This is a genomic window from Haloferula sp., assembly GCF_049672945.1.
Taxonomy (GTDB): Bacteria; Verrucomicrobiota; Verrucomicrobiia; order Verrucomicrobiales; family Akkermansiaceae; genus Haloferula.
Window position 1 is genome coordinate 18,751 of record NZ_JBATWY010000150.1, and the last position, 21,514, is coordinate 40,264.

The 21,514-nt window shown below is 60.4% G+C and carries 16 protein-coding genes and 1 pseudogene; 4 read left to right on the forward strand and 13 right to left on the reverse strand.

The window, feature by feature from the left end:
* Window positions 1-10 precede the first annotated feature (10 nt).
* The 7 genes and pseudogenes from WBG04_RS13495 to WBG04_RS13525 all read right to left on the reverse strand — a co-directional run bounded on the left by WBG04_RS13495 (window position 11) and on the right by WBG04_RS13525 (window position 6,361).
* Window positions 11-163, reverse strand: coding sequence for a cbb3-type cytochrome oxidase subunit 3 (locus tag WBG04_RS13495; RefSeq protein ID WP_424314979.1), 153 nt, complete (start codon window positions 161-163; stop codon window positions 11-13).
* Between the two features lie 95 nt (window positions 164-258).
* A complete protein-coding gene (locus WBG04_RS13500; RefSeq protein ID WP_424314980.1) occupies window positions 259-720 on the reverse strand; it encodes a hypothetical protein in 462 nt (153 codons plus the stop codon).
* A 429-nt stretch (window positions 721-1,149) separates the two neighbouring features.
* Entirely contained in the window at window positions 1,150-2,469 is a 1,320-nt protein-coding gene (locus WBG04_RS13505; RefSeq protein ID WP_424314981.1) for a DUF1501 domain-containing protein, read from the reverse strand.
* 68 nt (window positions 2,470-2,537) lie between these two features.
* A complete protein-coding gene (locus WBG04_RS13510; protein WP_424314982.1) occupies window positions 2,538-4,583 on the reverse strand; it encodes a DUF1549 domain-containing protein in 2,046 nt (681 codons plus the stop codon).
* A 176-nt stretch (window positions 4,584-4,759) separates the two neighbouring features.
* On the reverse strand, window positions 4,760-5,443 hold the full coding sequence (locus WBG04_RS13515) for an ROK family protein (protein ID WP_424314983.1): 684 nt from the start codon (window positions 5,441-5,443) through the stop codon (window positions 4,760-4,762).
* Between the two features lie 9 nt (window positions 5,444-5,452).
* Window positions 5,453-5,734: pseudogene (locus WBG04_RS13520) on the reverse strand (hypothetical protein); the annotation flags it as partial.
* A 51-nt stretch (window positions 5,735-5,785) separates the two neighbouring features.
* The gene (locus WBG04_RS13525) at window positions 5,786-6,361 is read right to left on the reverse strand and encodes a lipocalin family protein (protein WP_424314984.1); all 576 of its coding nucleotides are present in this window, start codon (window positions 6,359-6,361) and stop codon (window positions 5,786-5,788) included.
* A 28-nt stretch (window positions 6,362-6,389) separates the two neighbouring features.
* On the opposite strand from WBG04_RS13525, the gene WBG04_RS13530 reads away from it, so the two are divergent.
* The 4 genes from WBG04_RS13530 to WBG04_RS13545 all read left to right on the forward strand — a co-directional run bounded on the left by WBG04_RS13530 (window position 6,390) and on the right by WBG04_RS13545 (window position 10,953).
* Window positions 6,390-6,626: a hypothetical protein gene (locus WBG04_RS13530; protein WP_424314985.1), complete on the forward strand. Its 237-nt coding sequence runs from the start codon at window positions 6,390-6,392 to the stop codon at window positions 6,624-6,626.
* A 197-nt stretch (window positions 6,627-6,823) separates the two neighbouring features.
* Window positions 6,824-9,133, forward strand: a complete 2,310-nt coding sequence (locus WBG04_RS13535) for a Tex family protein (protein ID WP_424314986.1) — start codon at window positions 6,824-6,826, stop codon at window positions 9,131-9,133.
* Between the two features lie 118 nt (window positions 9,134-9,251).
* Window positions 9,252-9,869 (forward strand): YceI family protein, encoded by a 618-nt coding sequence (locus WBG04_RS13540; protein WP_424314987.1) that lies wholly within the window; start codon window positions 9,252-9,254, stop codon window positions 9,867-9,869.
* A gap of 16 nt (window positions 9,870-9,885) precedes the next feature.
* Window positions 9,886-10,953: an alkene reductase gene (locus tag WBG04_RS13545; RefSeq protein ID WP_424314988.1), complete on the forward strand. Its 1,068-nt coding sequence runs from the start codon at window positions 9,886-9,888 to the stop codon at window positions 10,951-10,953.
* Window positions 10,954-10,957: 4 nt separating this feature from the next.
* Here WBG04_RS13545 and WBG04_RS13550 read toward each other — a convergent pair whose 3' ends face one another.
* From WBG04_RS13550 to creB, 6 genes are all read right to left on the reverse strand, one after another.
* Window positions 10,958-17,101, reverse strand: coding sequence for a LamG-like jellyroll fold domain-containing protein (locus WBG04_RS13550; protein WP_424314989.1), 6,144 nt, complete (start codon window positions 17,099-17,101; stop codon window positions 10,958-10,960).
* A gap of 303 nt (window positions 17,102-17,404) precedes the next feature.
* On the reverse strand, window positions 17,405-17,605 hold the full coding sequence (locus tag WBG04_RS13555) for a hypothetical protein (RefSeq protein ID WP_424314990.1): 201 nt from the start codon (window positions 17,603-17,605) through the stop codon (window positions 17,405-17,407).
* Window positions 17,602-18,420 carry a hypothetical protein gene (locus WBG04_RS13560; RefSeq protein ID WP_424314991.1) on the reverse strand — a complete coding sequence of 273 codons (819 nt, stop codon included), beginning with the start codon at window positions 18,418-18,420 and terminating at the stop codon, window positions 17,602-17,604. The genes WBG04_RS13555 and WBG04_RS13560 overlap by 4 nt, the downstream gene beginning before the upstream one ends.
* Window positions 18,417-19,193, reverse strand: a complete 777-nt coding sequence (locus WBG04_RS13565) for a hypothetical protein (protein WP_424314992.1) — start codon at window positions 19,191-19,193, stop codon at window positions 18,417-18,419. The genes WBG04_RS13560 and WBG04_RS13565 overlap by 4 nt, the downstream gene beginning before the upstream one ends.
* Window positions 19,194-19,258: 65 nt before the next feature.
* The gene (creC, locus tag WBG04_RS13570) at window positions 19,259-20,719 is read right to left on the reverse strand and encodes a two-component system sensor histidine kinase CreC (protein WP_424314993.1); all 1,461 of its coding nucleotides are present in this window, start codon (window positions 20,717-20,719) and stop codon (window positions 19,259-19,261) included.
* A gap of 43 nt (window positions 20,720-20,762) precedes the next feature.
* The gene (gene creB, locus WBG04_RS13575) at window positions 20,763-21,464 is read right to left on the reverse strand and encodes a two-component system response regulator CreB (protein ID WP_424314994.1); all 702 of its coding nucleotides are present in this window, start codon (window positions 21,462-21,464) and stop codon (window positions 20,763-20,765) included.
* Window positions 21,465-21,514 lie beyond the last annotated feature (50 nt).

Genomic DNA, 21,514 nt, shown 5'->3' on the forward strand with positions numbered 1-21,514 from the left:
TCACCGGTGATCAGTCCTTGTTCTTCCCATCCTCATCATCGTCGTCGAAAGGGATTCGGGAATCCCTTTCGAAGCGCGCTTTGCGCTTTTTGCTGAATACCCAGATGACGATGCCGAAGAATGCCAACACGATCAATAGCCAGTGGTAGATGGTCAGGTCCATTCGTCTGGTTTGGTTGGGAGTTCAGTGGTGGTCAGCTTGGAAGCCGAGATGGAATGAAACGGGAGAGCGTGGAGCTTGAAGCCAGGTTGGGGGGATCAAAGGGAAGTGGTTCGATTGAAGGTCGAGACTTCGCCCCGGTCGCTCTTCAACGAAAGCTCCTCCTTGCTGAAGGAGAGGATGGTGCTCGAAGTGCTGCTGTTTTCCAGCCGCTCATCCTCCGAGCTGGTGATCTGCATCGTGATGGTCGAACCGCTGATTTCCCACGTGCCGCGAATCGTGCCGGTGACCCCCTCGGAAAGCGTGTTGCTGATGAAACCCTGCGGACGCAGCTTGGCGACGAAGCTGTCGTCGGCACTGAAGGAGATCGACTCTTTCATGTCGCCCACAGCACCCATCCAGTCGCCGACGATTTCCGAGGCATAGTCTGCTTCCGCCACCGGTTGGACTTTCGTGCAGGCGGAGATGCCCGCTATCAGTGTCAGCGCCAGCAGCGTTCGCGCGGCAAAGGTCGCGCGATTAACGAAGTTAGGTTTGAGGTCGTATAGGAATTTCATCATCGCCAGGGTTGATTGCTTTTCGAGTTGGAGTGTGATGACTGGGTAGCCGATTTTGAAGATTTGGATTTCGCTGGCGAATGCGCAAGCTACTTCTCCCAGCACCTTCATCAGGAATCAGAGGCTTCACGGCATCTGTCGTTTTTGCTCGAATCGGAGTAGAAGACCGGGCTGGTGAAGCAATCGGCGACGGAGTGGCGATTCAAGCACACGGGGCACTTTTCGCGGAACTACCGACAGCTCCCTGGTGAGACCCCGAGTGAGACAGTGTCGCGGTGAGGCTTGCCACGGCGTCGCGACGGGGGAGCGGAAGGTGGCGATTTCCCGTTTCCAAACGATGAGTTTGGCCGGTGCAACGATCGAGGGCGTGTCCACCGTTTCTTCCGCGAAAAGCTGGCTACCGGAGAGGAGAACGAGGACGACGAGGAAGTGTTACGCGAAAATCGAGGTGATCGGCTCGCCCTTGAGGCCACCCATCTTGAAGGGGCGTCGGGTTGGCGACATGACGGGAAGGTCGTGGGGGATTCCCATGGCGAAGGCGATGCTGGCATTGAAGTCGTCGGCTCCGACGGGATCCTTGATGACGTTCGATGCGGTTTCATCGGTTTCACCGTAAACCTGGCCACCGCGAATCCCGCCGCCGGCCATGAGGCAGGAGAAGGCTTTCGGGAAGTGGTTGCGACCGGCCTTGTCGGCGACGATCTTCGGCGTGCGCCCGAACTCGGTGGCGACGACGACAAGTGTGGATTCTAACAGGCCACGCGAGGAGAGGTCGGCGAGGAGGGCGGAGAGTGCCTGGTCGAGCACCGGGATCTTGTCCTCCATTTGATCGAAGTTGTCGGCATGCCAATCGAAGCCACCGTATTCGACCTCGACGAAACGCACTCCGCGCTCGACGAGGCGGCGGGCAAGCAGGACGCCTTGCGAAAAACGATCATTGCCGTAGGCAGCGCGGGCGTCCTTCGTTTCTTTCGAGAGATCGAAGGCTTCGAGATCCTCGCTGCGCATCATTTTCACGGCGGAGTCGTAGACTTCATTGTAGGCGCGGACGGACTTCTGGCCCTTGTGGTATTTGGTGTCGAAGTCGTGATCGAGTTGCTGGCGCAGGTCGAGTTGGCGGTCAAAGGATTCGTCACTGGTGCCCCCGCGGCGTCTGATGTTGCGCAGGCCGAGCTTGGGGTCGCCGATGGGAAGCGGGGAGAATTGGGGTTCGAAGAAGCCGCCGCCGGGATGGCGGTTGCCGGCGCCGACCAGGACGAAGGAGGGAAGCGTCTCGTTCATGCCGCCCGCGAGTCGGGAAACCCACGATCCGGATGAGGGATGACTGACCGTGCCACGAGGCGCGTAGCCGGTGTGCATCAGATATTTGCCTTGTTCGTGGGCTCCCTGAGTGGTGTTGAGCGAGCGGATCAGGGCGACCTTGTCCATGTGGCCGGCAAGCAGGGGCAGACAGTGGCCGAGTTGGATGCCATCGACATTGGTGGAGATCGACTCTGTCGGGCCACGATACTCAAGGGGCGCATCGGGCTTTGGGTCAAAGGTGTCGATGTGGGTCATGCCGCCGGACATGTAGAGATAGATGACCTGTTTGGCTTTTCCTCCTCCTGCTTTCACGACGGCCGGATCGGCGGCGAAAGCCTGGTTACTGAAAAGGCTGGCAGCGGATCCACCGATGGTGAGGCCAAAGCAGGTGCGTGCGGTCCGTGCGAGGAAATCGCGACGCGAGAGTTCGTTGAGCTGATTCGGGTTCATAGGTGGAAGGATTTCGAGTTTTGAAACGCCAAGACGCAAAGGACGCCAAGTATTAGAATGGATTTCGTTTATTGGACGAAGATGAATTGATTGGAGGTGAGCATCGCGCGGGTCAGATCGCGCAGGGTCGTGGGATCGGAGGCGAGCGGGGTGAAACGTTCGAACTCGGCGGAGCTGGGAAGACGCGAGTAGAGGGCCAGGAAGACGGCTTCGAGACGGTCTCTGGGTGACTCGAGTGAGTTGAGTTTCTTCCCAAGGAAGCTCTTTCTGTTTCCGACGATGTCCGTTTTCGGGTCGTTGAGCAGGGCGAGGGCCTGGGGGACCGTGGCGGTGGTGTCGCTGGAGGATGGAGTGGCGCGGTCCGATCCTCCGAATTCACGGATCAGTGTTCCGGGGTTGAAGGGTGCGGGTTGTTCGGAGGCGCGGGAGGTCGAGCGCGTGGAGTTCTTTTGATTCATGCCCATCATGTTATTCATCTGCACGGGGTTGCGGTCGCGGTTGGCAACATTCTGCTTTTCGCGAGCCTCCTGATAGGCGACCTGCACTCGTTTCCGATCGGCAGGATTGGTCGTGCTGGACAGTTCCTTCTGAATGCGGCGGACTTCGGCCTGGGCCTCGCGGAAGCGCTCTTCGGCCTGGCGGGTGGATTCGGCGAGGATTATGAGATCGCGGGACTCGGCATTGAGGAGGTCGGCAATCTGATTGCGGTAGGCATTCCATTTCTCGGCATGGGTGGTGACTTGTTTGTCGTTCACCTCGCCCCTGGTGAGGACCAGAAAGGAATCATAGAGTTGCTCCGCGCTCATGCGTTGCAGGGTGGGTCCCCTGACCAGGTGAGGGACTCCCGGGGCAGGCTCGTCGACTTCACATTCACGCTGGAAAGTTTTGGTCAGGAAAAGCACCCGGAGGAACTGGCGAAGATCATAGTCGACGCCCTGCATGGTGGTTTCGAGATAAGCGAGGACTTCCGGGTGGGCGGGTTCGCTGTCGGAGCTCCAATCATCGATCGGATCATGAAGTCCGTGGCCAAAAGTGCGGGCCCACAGGCGGTTGGCGATGACCTTGGTGAAATACGGATTGTCGGGCGAGGCGACCCAGGTGGCGAAGGAATCGCGGCGGTTGGCGGAGTCGATTTCTTGCAGTTGCTGACCAAAGAGGGTGCGGGGTGCCACAACTTCGTTCGGTTTGGCGTCGTTGTATTGATAGTCTTCAGGAAGACGAAGCTCCTGTCTGGGATTGTCGAAAATGGAGTTCTTGTTGAAGTCCTTGAAGACAGGCCGGATCTGGTTGGCGATGCTGCGGGATTTGTTTTGTCGCTCCCTCTGCTTTTTCCTGGCCAGTGCCGCGGCTTTCTGGCGCTGTTCCTTGGAGGCGGGCTTGGCCATCGGCCTGAGCTTTTCGTCCGGGCCGCGGAGTTCGTTGCTTACCCGGTTGACGAGATCGATCACTTCCTGGCTGCGGTAGTTGAAGCCACCTCCGAAAGCAGCCATCTCGTAATACTCGTACTGGGTCCAGTCATCGAAGGGATGATCGTGGCATTGCGCACAGCCGATCTGGCGACCAAGGAAGACCTGCATCGTGTTGCTGAAGTTATCGAGCTGCATGTTGCGGTCGCGCAGGTAGTAACCGACCGCCGGATTGGAGGCCGCGTGGCCGGTCGAGCCGAGCATCTCGATGACCAGATCGTCCCAAGGTTTGTCCTCGGCGAGAGACTGGCGAAGCCAGACGTGCCAGCCGAGACCGAATTGTTCCTGACGGGTCTGGACGCGGAGCAGGTCGGCGGCCCAGTTGAAGAGGTGGGAGTCAAAGCCCGGAGAGGCGACGAGCTGGTCGACGAGCTCGGCGCGCTTGTCGGGCGTGGCGTCGGCGAAGAAGGCGCGGGCTTCCTTTTCGCTGGGGATCCGACCGATGATGCCGAGGTAGGCACGACGCAGGAAAGTGGCGTCGTCAATGAGGCCGTTGGGCTCGAGCTTGGCCTGTTTGAGGTCGGCGCCGACAAGTGAGTCGATCTTGGCAGCGGCTTGGCGGGCTTCCTGATTTGAAAGCGGTTTGGCGGCAGCCGGGAACGAAGCGGCTAGCAGCGTAAGGGTGATCAGAGAGCACGAGATTTTCATCCTAGAGCATGGTTACACGGAAGCGGTGAGAATCCTTTCATGGCAGAAACCAGCCGCTGGGTGAAGGCGGAAGGACTGCCATACCCAAGCACTCCGGAAAATCGACGAGTTGCCGAAGATTTTGGAGGTTCTCTGAGGAAAATGGTGCCGGTTTGGCGCTCCATTGGTGGCAGGCATCAGTCCTGCGGAATGGGAAATACCGGATTCGGCTCGGCGCTTTCCCACATGCGGTATCCGCCAATGAAGGCGTTGGCATTGCTGCCCAGCCTTGATCCCTTCGGGAGCTCTTTCAGTCGTTTCGCATTTCCGCCACCTAGAACCACATCGTCCAATTGAAGTGCGGCGCCGAGACGCGCGACACAGCGGGCAACATGTTTGCGCCATTTGGCCTTACCCAGTTTCTTCCTGCCCCGTTCGCCAAGATAGCTTTCGTAGGTTCCCTTCTTGTAGGAAAGGTGGGCCAGCTCCATCGGGATGACCACGCCTTCGGCGACGAGAGCCGAGCCGAGACCGGTGCCAAATCCGAGAAAGAGCATGGTCCCTCCTTGATAGCTCCCAAGAGCCTGCATCGCCGCATCGTTGATGATTCTAACAGGTTTGTGGAATGCCGCTTCAAAATCGAATCCCATCCAGCCTTGTCCGAGGTTGTGTGGTTCCTTCGCAATCTTTCCCTTTCTGACGGGACCGGGGTAGCCGATGGACACGACGTCGTATTCCCAGTCGCCCACGATTTCTTTGACGCCTTCCACCATCGTGGTTGGGGTCATTTCTGGACCAGACGGAAACTTGCGCCGTTCACTCTGGCCGGTGGCGAGGATCTTGATGTTGGTTCCTCCGATATCAATGGTGAGAATGTTCATGATTCGTGATTAGCTTGTCGGCTTCTTTCTCCCATCCAATACCGCTTCCTTGCCCCGCTCAAGGATATCATCTCCGTCGGTCGAGGCGAAGAGATGGATGATGCGGGCGATCGCTCCGGTCCACCCGGTCTGGTGGCTGGCCCCGATGCCGACGCCAGTGTCGCCGTAGTAGAGGTGGTATTGAATCAGTGCGCGGAGAATCAGGATGTTGACGGGTATCCAGATCGGGCCGCGCCAGTTCGAGCTGCCTCCGAACATGTCGCTGTCCGACTCGCCGGGAAGATAGGCCACGCAGCGTGGTGGGTGCGGGCCTCTTCAAGTCGGCTTTTTTCGGCGTTCATGTCAGCCTCCTCCTGATGCTTGTCGTATGCGCGCTTTCTGGGCGGGTCGGATCAGACGGGAGACATCGAACCCCGAAGCCTCTGCTTTGTCGACAAGCGACGTGTAGCGCAACTCGGGAATGGTGGGTGTTCGTGAGAGGATCCAGAGATACTTGCGGTCCGGCGTGCCAACGATGGCTTCCTGATAGGAATCATCGACGTGGAGCACCCAGTAGTTGCCTTCCTTCGGCACGGGGATCAGCGGGCCGAACCAGGTGCTGAAGCGCACGGCGAGTTTGGTATTCTTGGGAGGATTCAGCACTGTGGCCTTGCCGCGGATGTCATGCTGGGAACCATCGGGACGAATCGCGATGTTGTGGACCGACAGCGTGCCATCCGGATTGGCACCGTACTCGGCGATCGCGGCCTCGTCGTCCTTTTGAAACGGCATCGGTAGGCGCGCAATTTCATGCCAACGGCCGGTGTAGCGGCTGAGGTCCACGAGTTTTGCCGTCGCCGGCGGATTCTCGGTGTTCTTCGTCGCGCAAGAAGACGTGATGCCGATTGCGAGAAGGATGATCACCGGTCGGCAATACATGGCGAGTCGATAATGCCACTGAATCGGGATGGCAGCTCGGGTGGAAGAAGGGGTGTTGAAGGTGGAAAAAGACACTACAACCAGCTTGTCGGCTCACATCAGTTTCGAAAGGAGAAAATCGTTCATCGGAGTGTTGATCCCGCAGTGCGGCGATGGCATGGCGGTTGGTTGGGAAAATACGTTCGGCTCCAATCTGATCGGGCAGGTGATCGTTTTTCAGCAACCGACTCGACAAAAGTCAGCTTGGTATTTCCGAAGGTGGTGACGGAGATTTCGGTAGGGTCAGCGCTCATGGTCGGGATGCTTGGCGATCGCTTGGTAGGTGGAGTCCGACGAGCCTTCGAATCTGCCGATCCAATGGAAGTGGGGGGCTCAGGGGGGTGGCTTTTGCTTTCATCGGAAGATTCGATCCTCCGCCGCTTGCCAGCGGGTCGCTCATCGTTCAGAACCCCGCTTCCATCCATGAGTGACGTTCCTGCCGACCCTGCTGCCGCCCATCTTGAAACCATTTCCCTCGAACTCGGCGTCCCGCTGAGCTCGGTGGCGGCAACGGCCAAGTTGCTGGCCGAAGGAGCAACGGTCCCTTTCATTTCGCGCTATCGCAAGGAAGCCACGGGTTCGCTCGACGAAGTGCAGATTCAGGCGGTGCGTGATCGCATGTTGCAGCTGGCCGAACTCGATAGCCGCCGGGCGTCGATTCTCAAGTCACTCGAGGAGAGGAGTTTGCTCTCGCCTGAGCTGAAGAAGAAAATTTTGTCGGCGCTGACGCTGAGCACGCTCGAGGATATTTTTGCGCCCTACCGTCCGAAGCGTCAGACACGCGCGACGAAGGCAAAAGACCGGGGTCTGGAGCCGCTGGCCACGTGGCTGCTTGAAAATCAGGATGGCGATCCGGCGGAGGAGGCGGCGAAGTTTGTCGACGAAGCCAAGGAGGTGCCGACTGCGGAAGACGCACTGGCTGGAGCGCGTGACATCATTGCCGAGCAGGTGGCTGACGATGCGGCGCTGCGTGGTCGGACTCGCAAACTCTACGAAGAGGAGGCGGTGGTTTCCTCGAAGGTGATGTATGGCAAGGACAAGGAACCCGATGCCGCCAAATTTCGCGATTATTTCGAATGGAGTGAACCGCTGAAGTCGATTCCCTCCCACCGAACGCTGGCGATCCGCCGCGGGGAGAAGGAGGGATTTTTAATCATGAGGGTCGAGGTGCCGCTCGAGCGTGTCGCCCCCCTGGCGGTGCCCGAGTGGGTGACGGGATCCGGTCCCGCAGCGGAAGAAGTTCGCAAGGCGGTTGAGGATGGTTGCAAACGGCTGTTGATGTCCTCGATGGAAACCGAGATGCGTCTCGCGGCGAAGAAGTTGGCGGATGCGACCGCCATTCAGGTGTTCGCGGACAATTTGCGGGAGCTGCTGCTCGCCTCGCCATTGGGAAGAAAGAGAACGCTTGCGATTGATCCGGCGTTTCGAACGGGCTGCAAGACGGTGGTGCTCGATGACAAGGGGACTCTGCTTCATCACACGGTGCTCCATGCGACGGCGGGTTCCAGCAACCAGCAGTATGAGGCGGCGGTCGAGTTGGCGGGTCTGATCAAAAAGTATGACATTGAAGTGATCGCGATCGGCAATGGCACGGCCAGCCGTGAAACGGAGACTTTCGTGAAGAAGCTCAAGCTGCCGGCCTCGATCCCGGTCGTCATGGTCAACGAGAGTGGGGCATCGATCTACTCGGCATCGGAGGCGGCGCGCGAGGAGTTTCCGAACGAAGATGTGACGGTGCGCGGAGCGGTGAGTATCGGTCGGCGTCTGATGGATCCTTTGGCGGAGTTGGTGAAGCTTGATCCGAAAGCGATCGGCGTCGGGCAATATCAGCACGATGTCGACCAGCGCGCTCTGAAGGCGGGTTTGGATGACGTGGTCGAAAGCTGCGTGAATGGGGTCGGCGTGGAGTTGAATACGGCGTCGAAGCAGCTGCTGGCGTATGTCTCGGGGCTCAATGCAACATTGGCCGAGAACATTGTTGGCTGGCGTAATGAGAACGGTGCCTTTTCCTCGCGGGCTGATCTCAAGAAGGTCCCACGCTTGGGTGACAAGGCTTTCGAGCAGGCGGCGGGCTTCCTGCGGATTCGCGGGGCGGCGCATCCGCTCGATGGATCGGCGGTGCATCCGGAACGGTACAAGCTGGTCGAGCAAATGGCGAAGGATGCGGGTTGTCAGGTGGAGGACCTGATGCGGGACGATGCGCTCAGGAAGAAGATTGATCTGCGCAAGTATGTCGGTGAAGAGGTGGGCTTGCCGACTTTGCAAGATATCATGGGTGAGCTCGCGAAACCGGGTCGCGATCCGCGAAAAGCCTTCGAGCTTTTTTCCTTCGCCGAAGGAGTGGAGAAGCCGGGTGATCTCGTTCAGGGCATGAAGCTGCCAGGGATCGTGACGAATGTCACCGCCTTTGGTGCCTTCGTCGATGTGGGTGTCCATCAGGATGGCCTGGTGCACATCAGCCAGTTGTCGGATCAGTTTGTGAAGGATCCCGCGGAGGTCGTGAAGGTCGGTCAGAAGGTGCAGGTCACGGTAATGGAAGTGGACATTCCGAGAAACCGCATCTCGCTAACGATGAAATCGGACCCGGACTTCGAGCCCCGCCAGCAGCGTGGGGCTCCGTCGGATCGGCCGAAATCCCGTGCTCCACGGCGCGATGCCCCTCGCGGTGGGCAAGGGCAAAGTGGCGGTGGAGACTGGTTCAGCCAGGCGATGAATCAGGCGAAGAAGCGCTGAAAATCGAGCGCGGTTCCAATTCGGTCGATTTACTGGCGAGATTGGAGCATTCTTTTCTTTGACCCGTGGCGAAGCATCGTCGACAGGATTGCTGATTATTCACAAACCAACCGACCTTATGAAATCAACTGCCGTTGTCACCACCGCCCTGATTATTTTTGCGCTCACTTCCTGCGAGAATCCCGCAGACAAGACAGCCGACGCCGCGACGAAAGAAGCGGTCGCCGTGGAGACACCTCTCAGCGAAGGGGAGGTCTACGTGATTTCGTCCGAGTCCGAAGTGGGATTCGTGGGTTCGAAAGTCACCGGCAGTCACGAGGGAGGATTCAAGAGTGTTTCCGGCAGCTTCACGGTCAAGGATGGGGAGGTGAACGGCGGAAGCTTTCAGATCGACATGAATTCGGTATGGAGCGATAACGAGAAGCTTACCGAGCACTTGAAAGCGGACGACTTTTTCAATGTTCCCGTGCACCCGCTCTCGACCTTCATGGTGACCGGAGTCGAGAAGACTGATGGCGGGTATTTGGTCTCCGGAAATCTTGAGATGCGCGGTGAGACAAAAAACATCACCTTTCCTGCCACTGCCACGAAAGAAGGCGACACCATCAAGGTGAATGCCGAATTCGACATCAATCGCAAGGACTGGGGCATCGTTTACGAGGGAAAGAAGGACGACGTGATTCGCGACGAGGTGGTCATCAAGTTTGATATCGTCGCCACTGCCCAAGCAGGATAAGGGTCGGTCAAGTCCGATGGCAATTTTTGAACCTCTTCAACTCGGAGCGCTGGCGCTACCGAATCGTGTGATCATGGCACCCTTGACGCGTTGTCGCGCGGGGGACGGTCGTGTGCCGACCGATCTGATGGCGGAATACTATGCCCAGCGTAGTTCTGCCGGGTTGATCATGTCGGAAGCGACTTCTGTTTCAGCGATGGGTGTGGGGTATCCGAATACGCCGGGGATCTGGTCGGAGGAGCAGGTCGAGGGTTGGAAGAAGGTGACGAAGGCGGTGCATGAAGCGGGAGGACTGATCCAGCTTCAACTTTGGCACGTCGGCCGGATCTCGGATCCGATTTATCTGGACGGGCAGCTCCCGCTTGCACCGAGTGCCGTTGCCGCGGCTGGGCACGTCAGCCTGGTCCGACCGAAGAAGGACTACGTGACGCCTCGTCCGATGACGATTGATGAAATCAGCACGGCGGTGGAGGAGTTCCGAACCGGGGCCGAGAATGCCAAGGCAGCCGGTTTTGATGGAATTCTGATTCACTCGGCGAATGGCTACCTGATCGACGAGTTTTTGCAGGATTCGACGAATCAACGGGAAGATGAATACGGGGGCTCGATTGAGAATCGCAGCCGGTTCCTACTCGAAATCGTCGATGCCGTGAAGACTGTCTGGGAATCCGGAAGAGTCGGGGTTCATCTCGCTCCGCGGGGTGACGAGCATGACATGGGAGACTCCGATCCGCGGGCGCTGTTCACTCATGTCGCCCGAGAACTTGGATCAAGGTCCATTGGTTATATTTCCGCACGCGAGCACCATGAAACTCCGCCCTTGGGCCCGGAAATGAAGAAGGTCTTCGGTGGTCCATTCATTGCCAACCATGGCTTCGATCAAGCTAGTGCCGAGAAAGTGATTCAGGACGGCGATGCCGATGCGGTGGCTTTCGGCAAGGCCTTCATCGCCAATCCGGATCTTCCCGAGCGGTTCAGAATCGGGGCATCATTGAACGAACCGGATCCATCAACCTTCTACTTTCTGGGTGATGGGGATATCAGGCACGGCTACACCGACTATCCGATGCTGGGTGAAAGTTGAGTTGCTACTCGAGACAGGCGCAAATTTCGATGCGGTAGCTGTAGGGTTCTCCTGAGGAACTTCCATTTCGGCTGCGGGCTTCGTCGAAAAACTCTGCGTCTTTGATCCGCTGGTAGGACCCGATGAAGTTCGCTTGGGTGGAAATGAAGGTGACTTTAACAATCCCTCGCTCGCCTTCCGCCAGCAGACCGGCGTGGACGGACGCGCCCGCCAGAGGGGAAGTGCTTTTGTAGACGAAGTCCCGAGTCGATCCATCGGGCGCGGTGCCGCCGATGACATCGAAGTCATTAACGACACCGACGACTTCACAATAGATGATCTGCCCGGGTTCGATGGCGTAGCTGACCGACGGCAGCGCGGCGATGTTGGTGAGGCCGTCGAGGGTGGCGAGGTCCTCCATGCTGATCGGCTTTTCGGCCAGGATGCCGGGAGCGAAGTTGTCGGGGTTGAAGCGACCCTCGACGCGGAAGAAGCGGGTGGAGTCGTTGTAAGGGTATTGGGACTGGAGGGTGACGCGTTCCTCGAAGTTGCTTGGGAGGGCCTCGACGGACTCGACAAAGAGCGGCGCGCGTTCCCACGTTTGCAGGTCGAGGCTGGTGAAGGGCAGGTAGCGGGCGTCGCGATAGTTTTCCAGCCCGGTTGAGCCGCCGAACATGGCGCCCCTCGGGCGGACGAAGCTGACGCGGGGATAGCGGTTGCCGTCGGTGTCTGTGGCGGGCTCGAGTATTTGAGGCTGTCCGCTGGCAGCGAGGGTGGGAGTGATGAGCTCGGTGGTGCCTTGGTGCTGGACGGCCTGGAAGAAAAACTCGTTGGCGTTCGAATAGCCGTTGCCGGTCGTGTCCTGCGACGGGTTGGCCAAGACCCCCAAAGGGTTGATCATGCGCACGTCGGTCGCCCAGGTGGTGTAGTCCATGAAGGCGCTGCCGAAGTTGGGAACCACTTTGACCGCGTAGCCCCGCTCGTTGCGGAGCGTATCGTTGAAGGGAACCAGATCGAGGCGATAGTCGCTGCCCGGGATCTGGCCGCTTGGGAAGATGAGGCCGCGGATCCGGTAGACGACATCATTGAACTGGCCGGGCAGGCCGAAGCCATTGCCAGTCAACGTGGGGGCGGCACCCGACCCGGCGGGGCCGGTGATGATTTTCCAACTGTCGCCGAGGTCGAAGTTGGCGGTGACGTCGCCGGGTGCGGCATCGGGGAACAGGTCGATGAGGAGTTCTCCCGCCGACGCGATGTTGAGGGTGTCGAGCTGAATCCTGCCGAACTGACCCTGCTCCGGACGCGAGGCGATCTTCACCGCGATGGCTCCGGCGGACACGTTGAGGGTGTTCGCTTCCAGCACCGCGCCGGCACCGACCTCGATGAGCTCGCTGCCGAAGGCTCCTTGGTCGACCTGGGGCCTCTGGAGGGCGAGTTTGGTTCCGGTGCCCTCGAGGATGATCTGTCCGTAGTGCTCCGTCAGTTTCTCGAGCGCGGGGAAGTAGATGCCCTCGTCACCGGCGACTTCGGCCCGCTTGCCCCGCAGGGTGATCTTCGATCCGGGCGAGGTAACCGAGATGTTGCCGAGGATGATGGTCACGGCTTCCTGGCCGGACTCGGGAAATCCGGTGACCGGATCGATCGCAGCGTTCTCCGAGTCGCGGAGCGGGGCCTCGATGGTGAGTTGGCTATTGGCGGCGACCACGCCGCCCGAAATATTCAGGACGTCTGCCGTGGCCAGACTGATGACCGTTCCTCCCATGATCGCGAACTCCTTGGTGCTCGAGGCAACGGAGCCGGAGACGCTGGTCCGGGAGTCCTCACCGCGCTGGAGGAAGACGCCATCGACGGTGAGGGTGCTGCCCGACCCGGTGGACACTTGGCCGGCGTTGACAAACCCGCTGCCGGGCGTGCCGTTCGGGCTGAAGCTGGCGCCATCGACCACGGCCAGCCGACCGCCATTGAATTGGAGTGTATCGAGTGCGGCACAGGTCCAGGCGGGTCCGCGCAGGGTGATGTCGGCGGCCTGGCCGAGGGAGAGCTGGCGGGAGCCGGGGGCCTCCGCTTCGCCGGTGGTGAACTGGGTCTCGTCGAAGGCCCCCGACTCGGTGGTGGCATAGGCGGCGTTGGCACCGGTGCGGATGAACTGGGCGCCTTCAATCTCAAGGTTGCCGGCGATGTCCCAGGTGCCGCCGAGCAGCGACTCCGGAGTGGCGTTGGCGATGCCCGGCTGGCGGACTTCGCCTTCTTCGACCGGGGTGACGTTTTCCCGAATGAGGAAATGCCCGCCGGGCAGCACGCTGAGCTTGCCGGCGTTGGCGAGCAGCATGGCGTTGACCGACTCGACCATGCCGGCGGCTTCTACGGTGCCGTGATTGATCAGGCTGACCCGGTCGAGCAGGGTGTCGGTGAGCGAGAGGCTGCCCGAGAGGTCGTTGACGAGCGGGCTTTTGGCGGCCCTCGACGCGGCGAGCAGGATCGCAAGTTGCTCAGGCGGGGTGAAGTCCGAGGTACTGGGCGGCGGGGAGGTGCCAAGGAGTTTCTTCAGGGAGTCGAGATCGGGGCCGAGGAGCATCCCGCCCTCGGCGACGTCGATGGTCACGTTGCCATTGCGGTCGAAGGCACGGACGTGGAGGTTGCCGCCGACCAACGCGACGATGACCACCGACTGGTCTGCAGACGGCAGGTCTTCCACGCGCAGGACTTGGCGCAGGCTGAGGAAGTATTCGGTGACGTCGCCGATCTCGAACATCGAGCCGCAGAACATCGCGTTGGTGGCCTCGATGGCGCCGCGGTTCGAGGCCTCCAGGCAGCCGCCGAAGAGCTCGGTGTCGATGACTTGGATCGTGCTGGATGCGACGCCCAGCGCTCCGGTTTCCGTTCCGCTCGCGCGGAAGAATCCGAGGTCCCGGGTGAACGACTGTCCCGCATCCCAGCGGCTCGTTGAATCCGTCGGCCGGGGGGCGATTGCGACCAGCCCGCCTTCGGTGGCGGAAATGAGTCCACTATGCTTGGCCTCGCTGCTTCGAAGGTCGATGCCGCCGGACACGTGGACGGCCTCGATCCGGCTGCCCTCGCGGTTTTCAAAACGGTCGGCGGCGAGTGAGTAGGTGTAGCCGTCGCGGAAATTGTTGCCGGTGACGGAGGTGCCCTGCGAGCGGAGAGTTCCCTGATTAATGATCTCGTTGGCGTTCGTCTGCAGGCGCCCGCCGGGCGGGGCGGCATCGAAGATCGGGTTGGCCGAGATGGTGCCCATGTTGTTGAGGACCGACCAGCCCTCGGGCAGTTCGTTGGGTTTCAGGCCCGCGGCCGGATTCTGAGGAGCCCCACCGATCACGCCGGCGAGCTGTTTGATCGTGGTCTCCGAAAGGGCACGGTCAAAGATGGCGAAATCGTCGAATCTGCAGTTGGCCACGGGTGGTTCGCCGTAGACGTCCCGGCCAATCCAGAATTGGCTGAAGTCGCTGGGCATCGGAAGGGCGTTGGTGTCCTGGGCGATCATCTCGCCATCCAGCCAGATTTGCCTGATCGGGCCGTTCTTGACGAAGGCGACGTGGTGCCAGTCGAGGAAATCCACGGCGGTTTGGGCGGTGCTGCTGGTCCGCTGGGTGCCGGGATCAAAGCCGAGGGTCGAATAAAAGAGGGTTTTGTTTGTCGCTGGTGAATAGATCTGGAGGCCGGGAAGTGTAGGATTATTACTGGGTGAATAGCCATAAAGCGCCACTTGCGCCGTGCCGGGGGTCACCGAGGCGTTCAACTTCGACCAGTAGGCGATGGTCAGTGTGTCGGCGGCCGCGGCGGTGTTCAGTGCGGTGAGATTGGACAGCCGGGCGGTGCTGCCGGCAACGTTGGGAAAGTTAAGGGACTGGTCACCGGGATTGCCGGATCGTCCGTCGCTGACGAGGCCGGCGAAGCCGCTGGTGGTTAGTCCCGGCCCGAGAATGGGGCTATCGAAATCCCAGTAGTAGATGAGTGAGGATGGGGCGTTCTCGCGGTAGGCGTTGAGGATGGCCGAGGTTTCCGAGTTCTGCTCACCGCCGCCGGTGATGGTGTTGAAGTTGCAGAGGGTGAAGTCGCCGCTCGGGGGGGCCTCGATCGAGCCGTCGGCGACGTAGAGGGTCCCGGGACCGCAGAGCGTGCCGACTTCTCCGTAGAACTCGAGGCGGTCGCGCAAGACGATGGTGCCGGTGTTTTCCAGTAGGCCGCCGGTAATGCCCAGGGTGCCATCGAGGGAAAGCTCGGGCATGTTGTAGGGCAAGCCGCCATCCGGACGGACGTTCGCGACCTTGAGTGTGGCAACCTCAAGGTTGCTTTGGAGGCGGGGCCAGTAATAAGGCCCGAAGGGTCCCGTGAGGGGGGAATCGATCCGGGCGAGATTGCTGCCGACGGAGCCGGGCGCACCGGGATAGGCGGTTTGGGTGTTGGTGCTGAGTTCACGCCAGTTGGTCTCCATTCCCCCGGTGGGGTCACCGGGGCCATAGGGGGCGATCCAGTTGTTTTCTGCCTGCCCCAGCGCGTTGTTGGAGGCGAGGTCATTCCGCCACTGGAAGTCCGCAGGCCCGAAGGCCTGCATGGTGAACTGGAGCTTGCCCTCGCCGCGGCTGGCCAGTGGGTTGGGAGGTCCGTCGAAGACCGTGAACTCGCCAAACTTGAACTTGTGGGCGCCTTCGACGAGCGGACCGAAGTCGAGTTTTCCGACGTAGTCGACCGAGATGCCGGCCTTCAGGGCCGCGTAGTCGAGCTGGCCGATGAAGGGCAGGGAGACGAGGGCCTCAAGTTTCGGCCGGAGTTCATAAGTGATTTCGATCTCGACGGGCACCTCATTGATGAGGCTTACGGCGGGCAGCGCGAAGCAGGTGTCGTCCGGATTGCCGTCGCAGTTGGTGAGGAGGACGATCTCGTTCGCCTGTCGATCGGGCCGCCACTGGCCACTGACCAACTGACCGGCGGGATCGTATGAGGGAGAGTTGGTCGGCCAGACGAGTCGCACGCTGCGCGGGGAGGTCGAGGGGCCCGGCTCGGTGAAGGTGATCTGCGTGACCACCAGATCCCAGGTCATCTCGAAGTCGGTTTGCAGTTGGATTGCCGGGCCGATGTCCAGGGTGGCGAGGTCGTAGCTGCCCTTCAGTGGCCCTTGGCTGATGCTGGCCTCGAGCGGCGGCATGGTCTTCACCGGAATCAGGTCGGCGATGATGTCGAGCACCTTGATCTGAAGGTTCATGAGGTCCCCGGTGCCGCTGCTTCGCAGGGTGTCCGGAGTATTGAAGAGCGAGCCAACGGAAGTCGAGTTCACCGTCGGGACGTCGAGCTTGAGGCTTCCATAGTCTCCCGTGGGGCCGATCGGGATCTCCTGCATCGGGTCGAAGCTCGATTCGAGATAGGGCTTCTTCCAGAAGTCCGTCGCATTGCCCGCATTGAAGTTGAGCATCCGCACTTTTTTGGAGTCATCACGATTGAAGGACGCGATTTCGATCGCGCAGTAGCCATCACCGAGCGTGGGATCGCAGCGTGTCGAGGGTTTGAAAAGTCGCTCGCGCGAACTCGCTCCGGCCGGGAACTTCGGGTTGTAATCCGGGTCGCAGTTCCAGAAGTCGATGTCGACGGCGTCGAAGCAGCTGAAGACGCAGGCGTTGGCCTTCAACTGGGCGCGGAGATCGAAGATCAGGTCCGCGTAGGCTTCGGGAAAGGGAGGAAACTCAGTGCTGAAGCCGGACATCTTCACCGGCCCGCCGCCGACCTGGTAGCTTTCGAGGAAGCCCTCGGAGACGGTCAGCGGGATCGCCAGGCCGAAGGGATAACTGTCCGGCACGCTGATCGATGGCTGGAACGCGAGTTGGTAGTCGGCGCTGCCTCCGACACAGAGTCCGATTTCCAGTCCGAAGGCGGCCTGGACTCCGGCCGAGAGCTTGCCGCCGAACTTCGCTTCATCGAGGAGGTAGTCGACGGTGACCGTCTTGCCGACCTCCTCAGCGACGTTGATCTCCACCATATACTGCTTGAAGACGTTGAGGAAGGCGTCCTCGCCGAAGAGGGGTTGGCGGCTGGGGGCGGTGAATTCGATGAGCTCGCCCTGGACGGTTTCCGCATCGCCCGATGAGAAGCATGCAGCGATCAGGAGCGCGGAATAGAGGGCGGTCGAAGATCCGCGGGGGGGAAACGAAAGCGGCATGGAATTCTGAGGTGGCCGGAAAAGAAGCCGGACGGGTTGTTAGGATTGGCTTCATCCGGACCCAAAAAACCAGCAGTCCACGGAACTATCCCTCAGTTGTGAACTACTGCCATAGCCCGAGGGAAGACAAAAGGAAGTGATCGGTTGCGACAGTAGTTGAACTTACGAACTCCTTGATCATCTTGCTGCCCCAAGAATCCGCGACGTATTTGCTTGCCCAGGATGTCATGGCATTCGGCGCGTGCAGTTGATCCGAGTTTCATAGCGCGTTAGGAAACCGAATAGGGTTACAGGGCCGATTCCCTAGAGCCCGAGTTCTTCACGAAATGCGTCAAAGAGGGGGTCTTTGGTTTCCTCTGTTGATAGGTCCGGCTTCGGTGACTCTCTGGGAATGGTCTGCTCAAGAGTCTCCGCGATGTAGCGTGAAATGGGGATGCGCATGCGTGCGGCCCGGGCGACGATTCGAAGAAGGAGAGGGCGGGGGAGATCGAGCGTGGTCTTCATTTTCGCAGGTAGGGGTTTTCAGCGGAGGAAGTTTCCCTCTCGGGTGAGCGGTTTGAGGTCGTGGTAGGTGGCGTCTCTTTCGTCACGAGCGATTCGGTGAAGGTCTCGCTCCAGTGTTCGAGGAAGAATTTCTTTTCGTTGGTGAGGAATTTGTCGGACTGACCAAGGATGGGACGGAGCGAGGTCGTGAGTTGCAGGGTCACGAGCAGGAAGATGATGCTCCAGATGGTCATCGGGCTCTTCTGGGTGGTGCCGTGTTCCTTGAGGACGGTGGTGATGAAACGGAAGGCGAAGGTCAGGGCGATGAGCCAGGCACCGACGGCAAGCGATCCCATGAAGCCGAAGGAACTGGTGCCCTGCGCGAAGATCCAGATGGCAGGCGCGAAGCCGAGTAGCAGCAACCCGGCGAGGGCGAGCATCCCTCCGAGGGTCGCGGCAAGACGTGTGGCCGAGGCTTGGCAGCCGGCCAGCGAAGAGAAGATGTAGAGGCTCGGGAAGCAGATGATGCCGGCAAAGAGCAGACCTGCGCCGATTTTCAGCGGTGCGGCCCAGAGCTGGGCACCGTAGGAGAAGGTTCCGAGGACGAAGCCAAACACCAGCATCGAGACGAGCGCCAGCAGAGCGAAGTTCCGCAAGGCGCGAGTTCCGCCGGAAGCCTGATGGCTTGCGAGTTCGGCCGGGCGCCGGAGAAGGGCTTCGAAGAGATCGCGGATGTTCGGGATTTCGGGAAGGGGCGGCAGCGTCCTTGGAGCTGGCGGTGGTGTGGCCGGGTCGGGAGGAGGCGAATCAGCTGAGGAGTGTGGCGTGTCGTTCATGGTCGTTTGATGCTTGGAGAGTTTCTGCGGCTTTCGCGTATGAGAATCAGGGCGAAGAAGCAGGAGATGAGGATCGTGACGGCGGTGATGGGCAGGCTTCCATCGGGAAGCATCCGCCAGACATGGAGAATGGATCGCCAGACGGCTTCGGCAAAGTTGCCAGTCATGGGGTCTTCCCGCAGGAAGGCGACCTCAAGGTTGGGCGACCCGAAGAAGGGTCGGAAGATCCACGAGAACTGCATGCCGAGGAAGGCGTTGCCGGCGATCCAGGCAGCGAGGGTGGCGCGGGCTACATTACTGGAAACGCAGTAGTTGTGGAGAAGGTTTGAAAGGCGAAGCACACCGATGACGCCGGCGATGGCGATCAGGGCGGTGTGGAACAGCAGGTAGGTGGCATGCGCGGTTGAAGCCGAGGGCGAATCCGGTGCCGGAGCATTGAGGGCAAAGAAGAAAGTGACCGGTGCAATCGACCCAAGGATCAGCGCGGAGATGGCAAAGGCACCCAGCAAGGCATGGAGTGACTGCTTGAAGCCCAGATTGCTGCCGAGGAGCAGACCCAGCAGGCCGTTCAGCAGGCCGTTGAAGCCAAGCGTACACGCGATCAGAAGCGGCATTTTGAGCGCCACGTAGGCGCCCATCAGCGGAGATCGCCAAAAGCCGACGGTGAATCCGTAGAGTCCGAATCCGAGGGCGGCAATGATGGCTGTGCGGCCGATGACGACTCCTCTCGATTGCTCGAGGGTGCGGGGTTCGGGGCTGAGGAGTTCTCGCATCGGTTCATCTCCATGGAAGGCCTGACCGATGAAGAGAAGATGAACGCGCGGTGAAAAGTCGCCCTTCAGTTCGAAGCTTGTGGCAAGATGAGCGTGGCGAGGGTGCCGGTGGACTCGCTGGAGTCGAGGGCGATGGTGCCGTGGTGAAGTTCGACGGCTTCCTTGACGAGGGTGAGACCGAGGCCGGTGCCTTTGCGGCCGGCCTTGAGGTGGCGCAGTGAGAAGAAGCGCTCGAAGATTTTCTCTTTTGCATAATCCGGAATGCCGGGTCCGCGATCGTGAACGGTGAGGATGTGCTCGTCGTCCTTGTGGCTGAGGGTGATCTCGACGGCTTCTCCGTTGGGGGAAAAGTCGATGGCGTTCTCCAGGAGATTGGTGACGGCGGCGCGGATGATGAAGGAGTCGCCGCAGACGAGCAGCGGGTGCTCGGTGGGGGTGAAGTCGAGCTGGACGCCGGCAAGCTCGGCCATCGGCTTGGCTTGCTCGATGGCCCGCCCGACAGTTTCGCGGAAGTCGAAGGTCTGGGTCGCGTCGAGACGGGATTTGCCTTCAAGGGCGGAGAGTTCGAGGAGGCGGTTGAGGAGGCGTTCGGCACGGACGGACTCCGCGTGGATGTTGGCGAGGAAGCGCTTGCGATCCTCGATCGGCATTTCCTCATTGAGGAGCTCGGCGGCGCCCTGGATGGCGGCGAGCGGGCTTTTCATTTCGTGGGTGAGGTTGCGGACGTAGCGCTCGGCATACTGGCGGCCTTCGAGGGCCTCGCGCATGGATTCGAGGGCGTTGGCGAGGGTGTTGACCTCGCGACCGGCACCGAGCTTGGGTAGGGTCGGTCGCTTGCCCTGCTCGATGGCCCTGGCGTAGTCGGTCAGACGGCTGATCGGGCGGTACTGCCAGACGAAGACAACAATCACGAGGAAGAGGATGCCTCCGCCGATGAGCCAGGTCCCGGACCAGATTTCGAACTCCCGCCTTCTGACGATGGGGAGGACGTCGGACTGGGGTTTGTAGGCGGTCAGGACTCCGAGAGGCTCCTCGGAGGTGCCGATGAGGGCACCGATGTAGAGGATTGAAGACGTTGCGTTCTTTTCGTCCTGCCTGCTACTACGTGCGCCGTATTCTCCGCGCAGGGTGAGGGCGACGTCGCGCATGTCGGAGAGGTCCATGCCTTCCCGTTTGCCTTCATCGGAGTCAAAGATGACGATGCCTTCGATGTCGGTGACGTAGACTCCCATGCCGACGGTGGTCTTGAGGTGATTGTAGATCCTGGCTTCAAAGGTCCGCTCTTGGGCGTCGGCGAAAGCGCTTCTGAAACGTTCGGGCTCGAACCCACCGTTCCTGGTGTCGCTTTCGACAAAAGCCGCGAGGATGTGGGCGGCGTCGACCATGCTTTCCTCGGTGGCTTGGAAGGTGCGCGGCTCGACCTGGGCGAGTTGCTGTCGGACGAGCAGGTAGAATCCGGACCCGATGATGAGGGCAATGACGAAGAGGGTAACGCGGGTGACGCGAGTGACGCCGGTAAAACGCATGAGATGGGATGGGCTTGGCTTCAGGGATCATTCAAGTCCCTGCTTACGACGCGGGCACATAGGCGTAACCCAGGCCGCGGCGGGTCTGGATGAGGTCTTCGGTGCCGGGTGAGGCCGAGCGGAGTTTGGCGCGGATGGTCTTGATATGGGCGTCGATGGTGCGGTCGGTGACAGCACCCGGATCCTGCCAGGCGTGATCGAGGAGTTGGTCGCGAGTGAAGACGCGGTTCGGCTGGCGAAGGAAGACGAGGATGAGTTTGTATTCGTGGGCGGTGAGGTCGAGTGGGGAGCCGGCACAGACGATGCGCATCGATTTTTCGTCGTGGGCGAGGTGGGAGTTGGAGATCGGTGCGGCAGACGAGTTGGAACGTTCGTCGCGCCCTTGGTCGGCGCGACGCATGATGGCCCGGACGCGGGCAACGATCTCGCGCGGGCTGAAGGGTTTGGTGACGTAGTCGTCGCCACCGAGTTCGAGTCCGAGGATGCGGTCGACTTCGCCATCGCGCGCGGTGAGGAAGAGGATGGGAACGGAGGAGCTTTCGCGGAGTTGCTTGCAGACTTCGAGGCCGGTGATGTCGGGCAGGCCGATGTCGAGAATGACGAAGTCGAAAGGCTGATCGGCGTGGAACTCAAGCGCGTCGCGGCCGGTGAGGGCGTGTTCGACTTCGAAGCACTCGGTTTTGAGGGCGTAGATGATGGTGTCGGCGATGGCCGGTTCGTCTTCGACGAGAAGGATGCGTGGCATGTGACGAAAATTGGCAGGGTTGGGTGAAGGGAGGATGTGGGCTTTGTGAA

Excerpts from the sequence above, each read along its gene's own strand:
- WBG04_RS13495 (WP_424314979.1), bottom strand. The coding sequence starts at position 163 with ATGGACCTGACCATCTACCACTGGCTATTGATCGTGTTGGCATTCTTC.
- WBG04_RS13500 (WP_424314980.1), bottom strand. The coding sequence starts at position 720 with ATGATGAAATTCCTATACGACCTCAAACCTAACTTCGTTAATCGCGCG.
- WBG04_RS13505 (WP_424314981.1), bottom strand. The coding sequence starts at position 2,469 with ATGAACCCGAATCAGCTCAACGAACTCTCGCGTCGCGATTTCCTCGCA.
- WBG04_RS13510 (WP_424314982.1), bottom strand. The coding sequence starts at position 4,583 with ATGAAAATCTCGTGCTCTCTGATCACCCTTACGCTGCTAGCCGCTTCG.
- WBG04_RS13515 (WP_424314983.1), bottom strand. The coding sequence starts at position 5,443 with ATGAACATTCTCACCATTGATATCGGAGGAACCAACATCAAGATCCTC.
- WBG04_RS13525 (WP_424314984.1), bottom strand. The coding sequence starts at position 6,361 with ATGTATTGCCGACCGGTGATCATCCTTCTCGCAATCGGCATCACGTCT.
- WBG04_RS13530 (WP_424314985.1), top strand. The coding sequence starts at position 6,390 with ATGGCAGCTCGGGTGGAAGAAGGGGTGTTGAAGGTGGAAAAAGACACT.
- WBG04_RS13535 (WP_424314986.1), top strand. The coding sequence starts at position 6,824 with ATGAGTGACGTTCCTGCCGACCCTGCTGCCGCCCATCTTGAAACCATT.
- WBG04_RS13540 (WP_424314987.1), top strand. The coding sequence starts at position 9,252 with ATGAAATCAACTGCCGTTGTCACCACCGCCCTGATTATTTTTGCGCTC.
- WBG04_RS13545 (WP_424314988.1), top strand. The coding sequence starts at position 9,886 with ATGGCAATTTTTGAACCTCTTCAACTCGGAGCGCTGGCGCTACCGAAT.
- WBG04_RS13550 (WP_424314989.1), bottom strand. The coding sequence starts at position 17,101 with ATGCCGCTTTCGTTTCCCCCCCGCGGATCTTCGACCGCCCTCTATTCC.
- WBG04_RS13555 (WP_424314990.1), bottom strand. The coding sequence starts at position 17,605 with ATGAAGACCACGCTCGATCTCCCCCGCCCTCTCCTTCTTCGAATCGTC.
- WBG04_RS13560 (WP_424314991.1), bottom strand. The coding sequence starts at position 18,420 with ATGAACGACACGCCACACTCCTCAGCTGATTCGCCTCCTCCCGACCCG.
- WBG04_RS13565 (WP_424314992.1), bottom strand. The coding sequence starts at position 19,193 with ATGCGAGAACTCCTCAGCCCCGAACCCCGCACCCTCGAGCAATCGAGA.
- creC (WP_424314993.1), bottom strand. The coding sequence starts at position 20,719 with ATGCGTTTTACCGGCGTCACTCGCGTCACCCGCGTTACCCTCTTCGTC.
- creB (WP_424314994.1), bottom strand. The coding sequence starts at position 21,464 with ATGCCACGCATCCTTCTCGTCGAAGACGAACCGGCCATCGCCGACACC.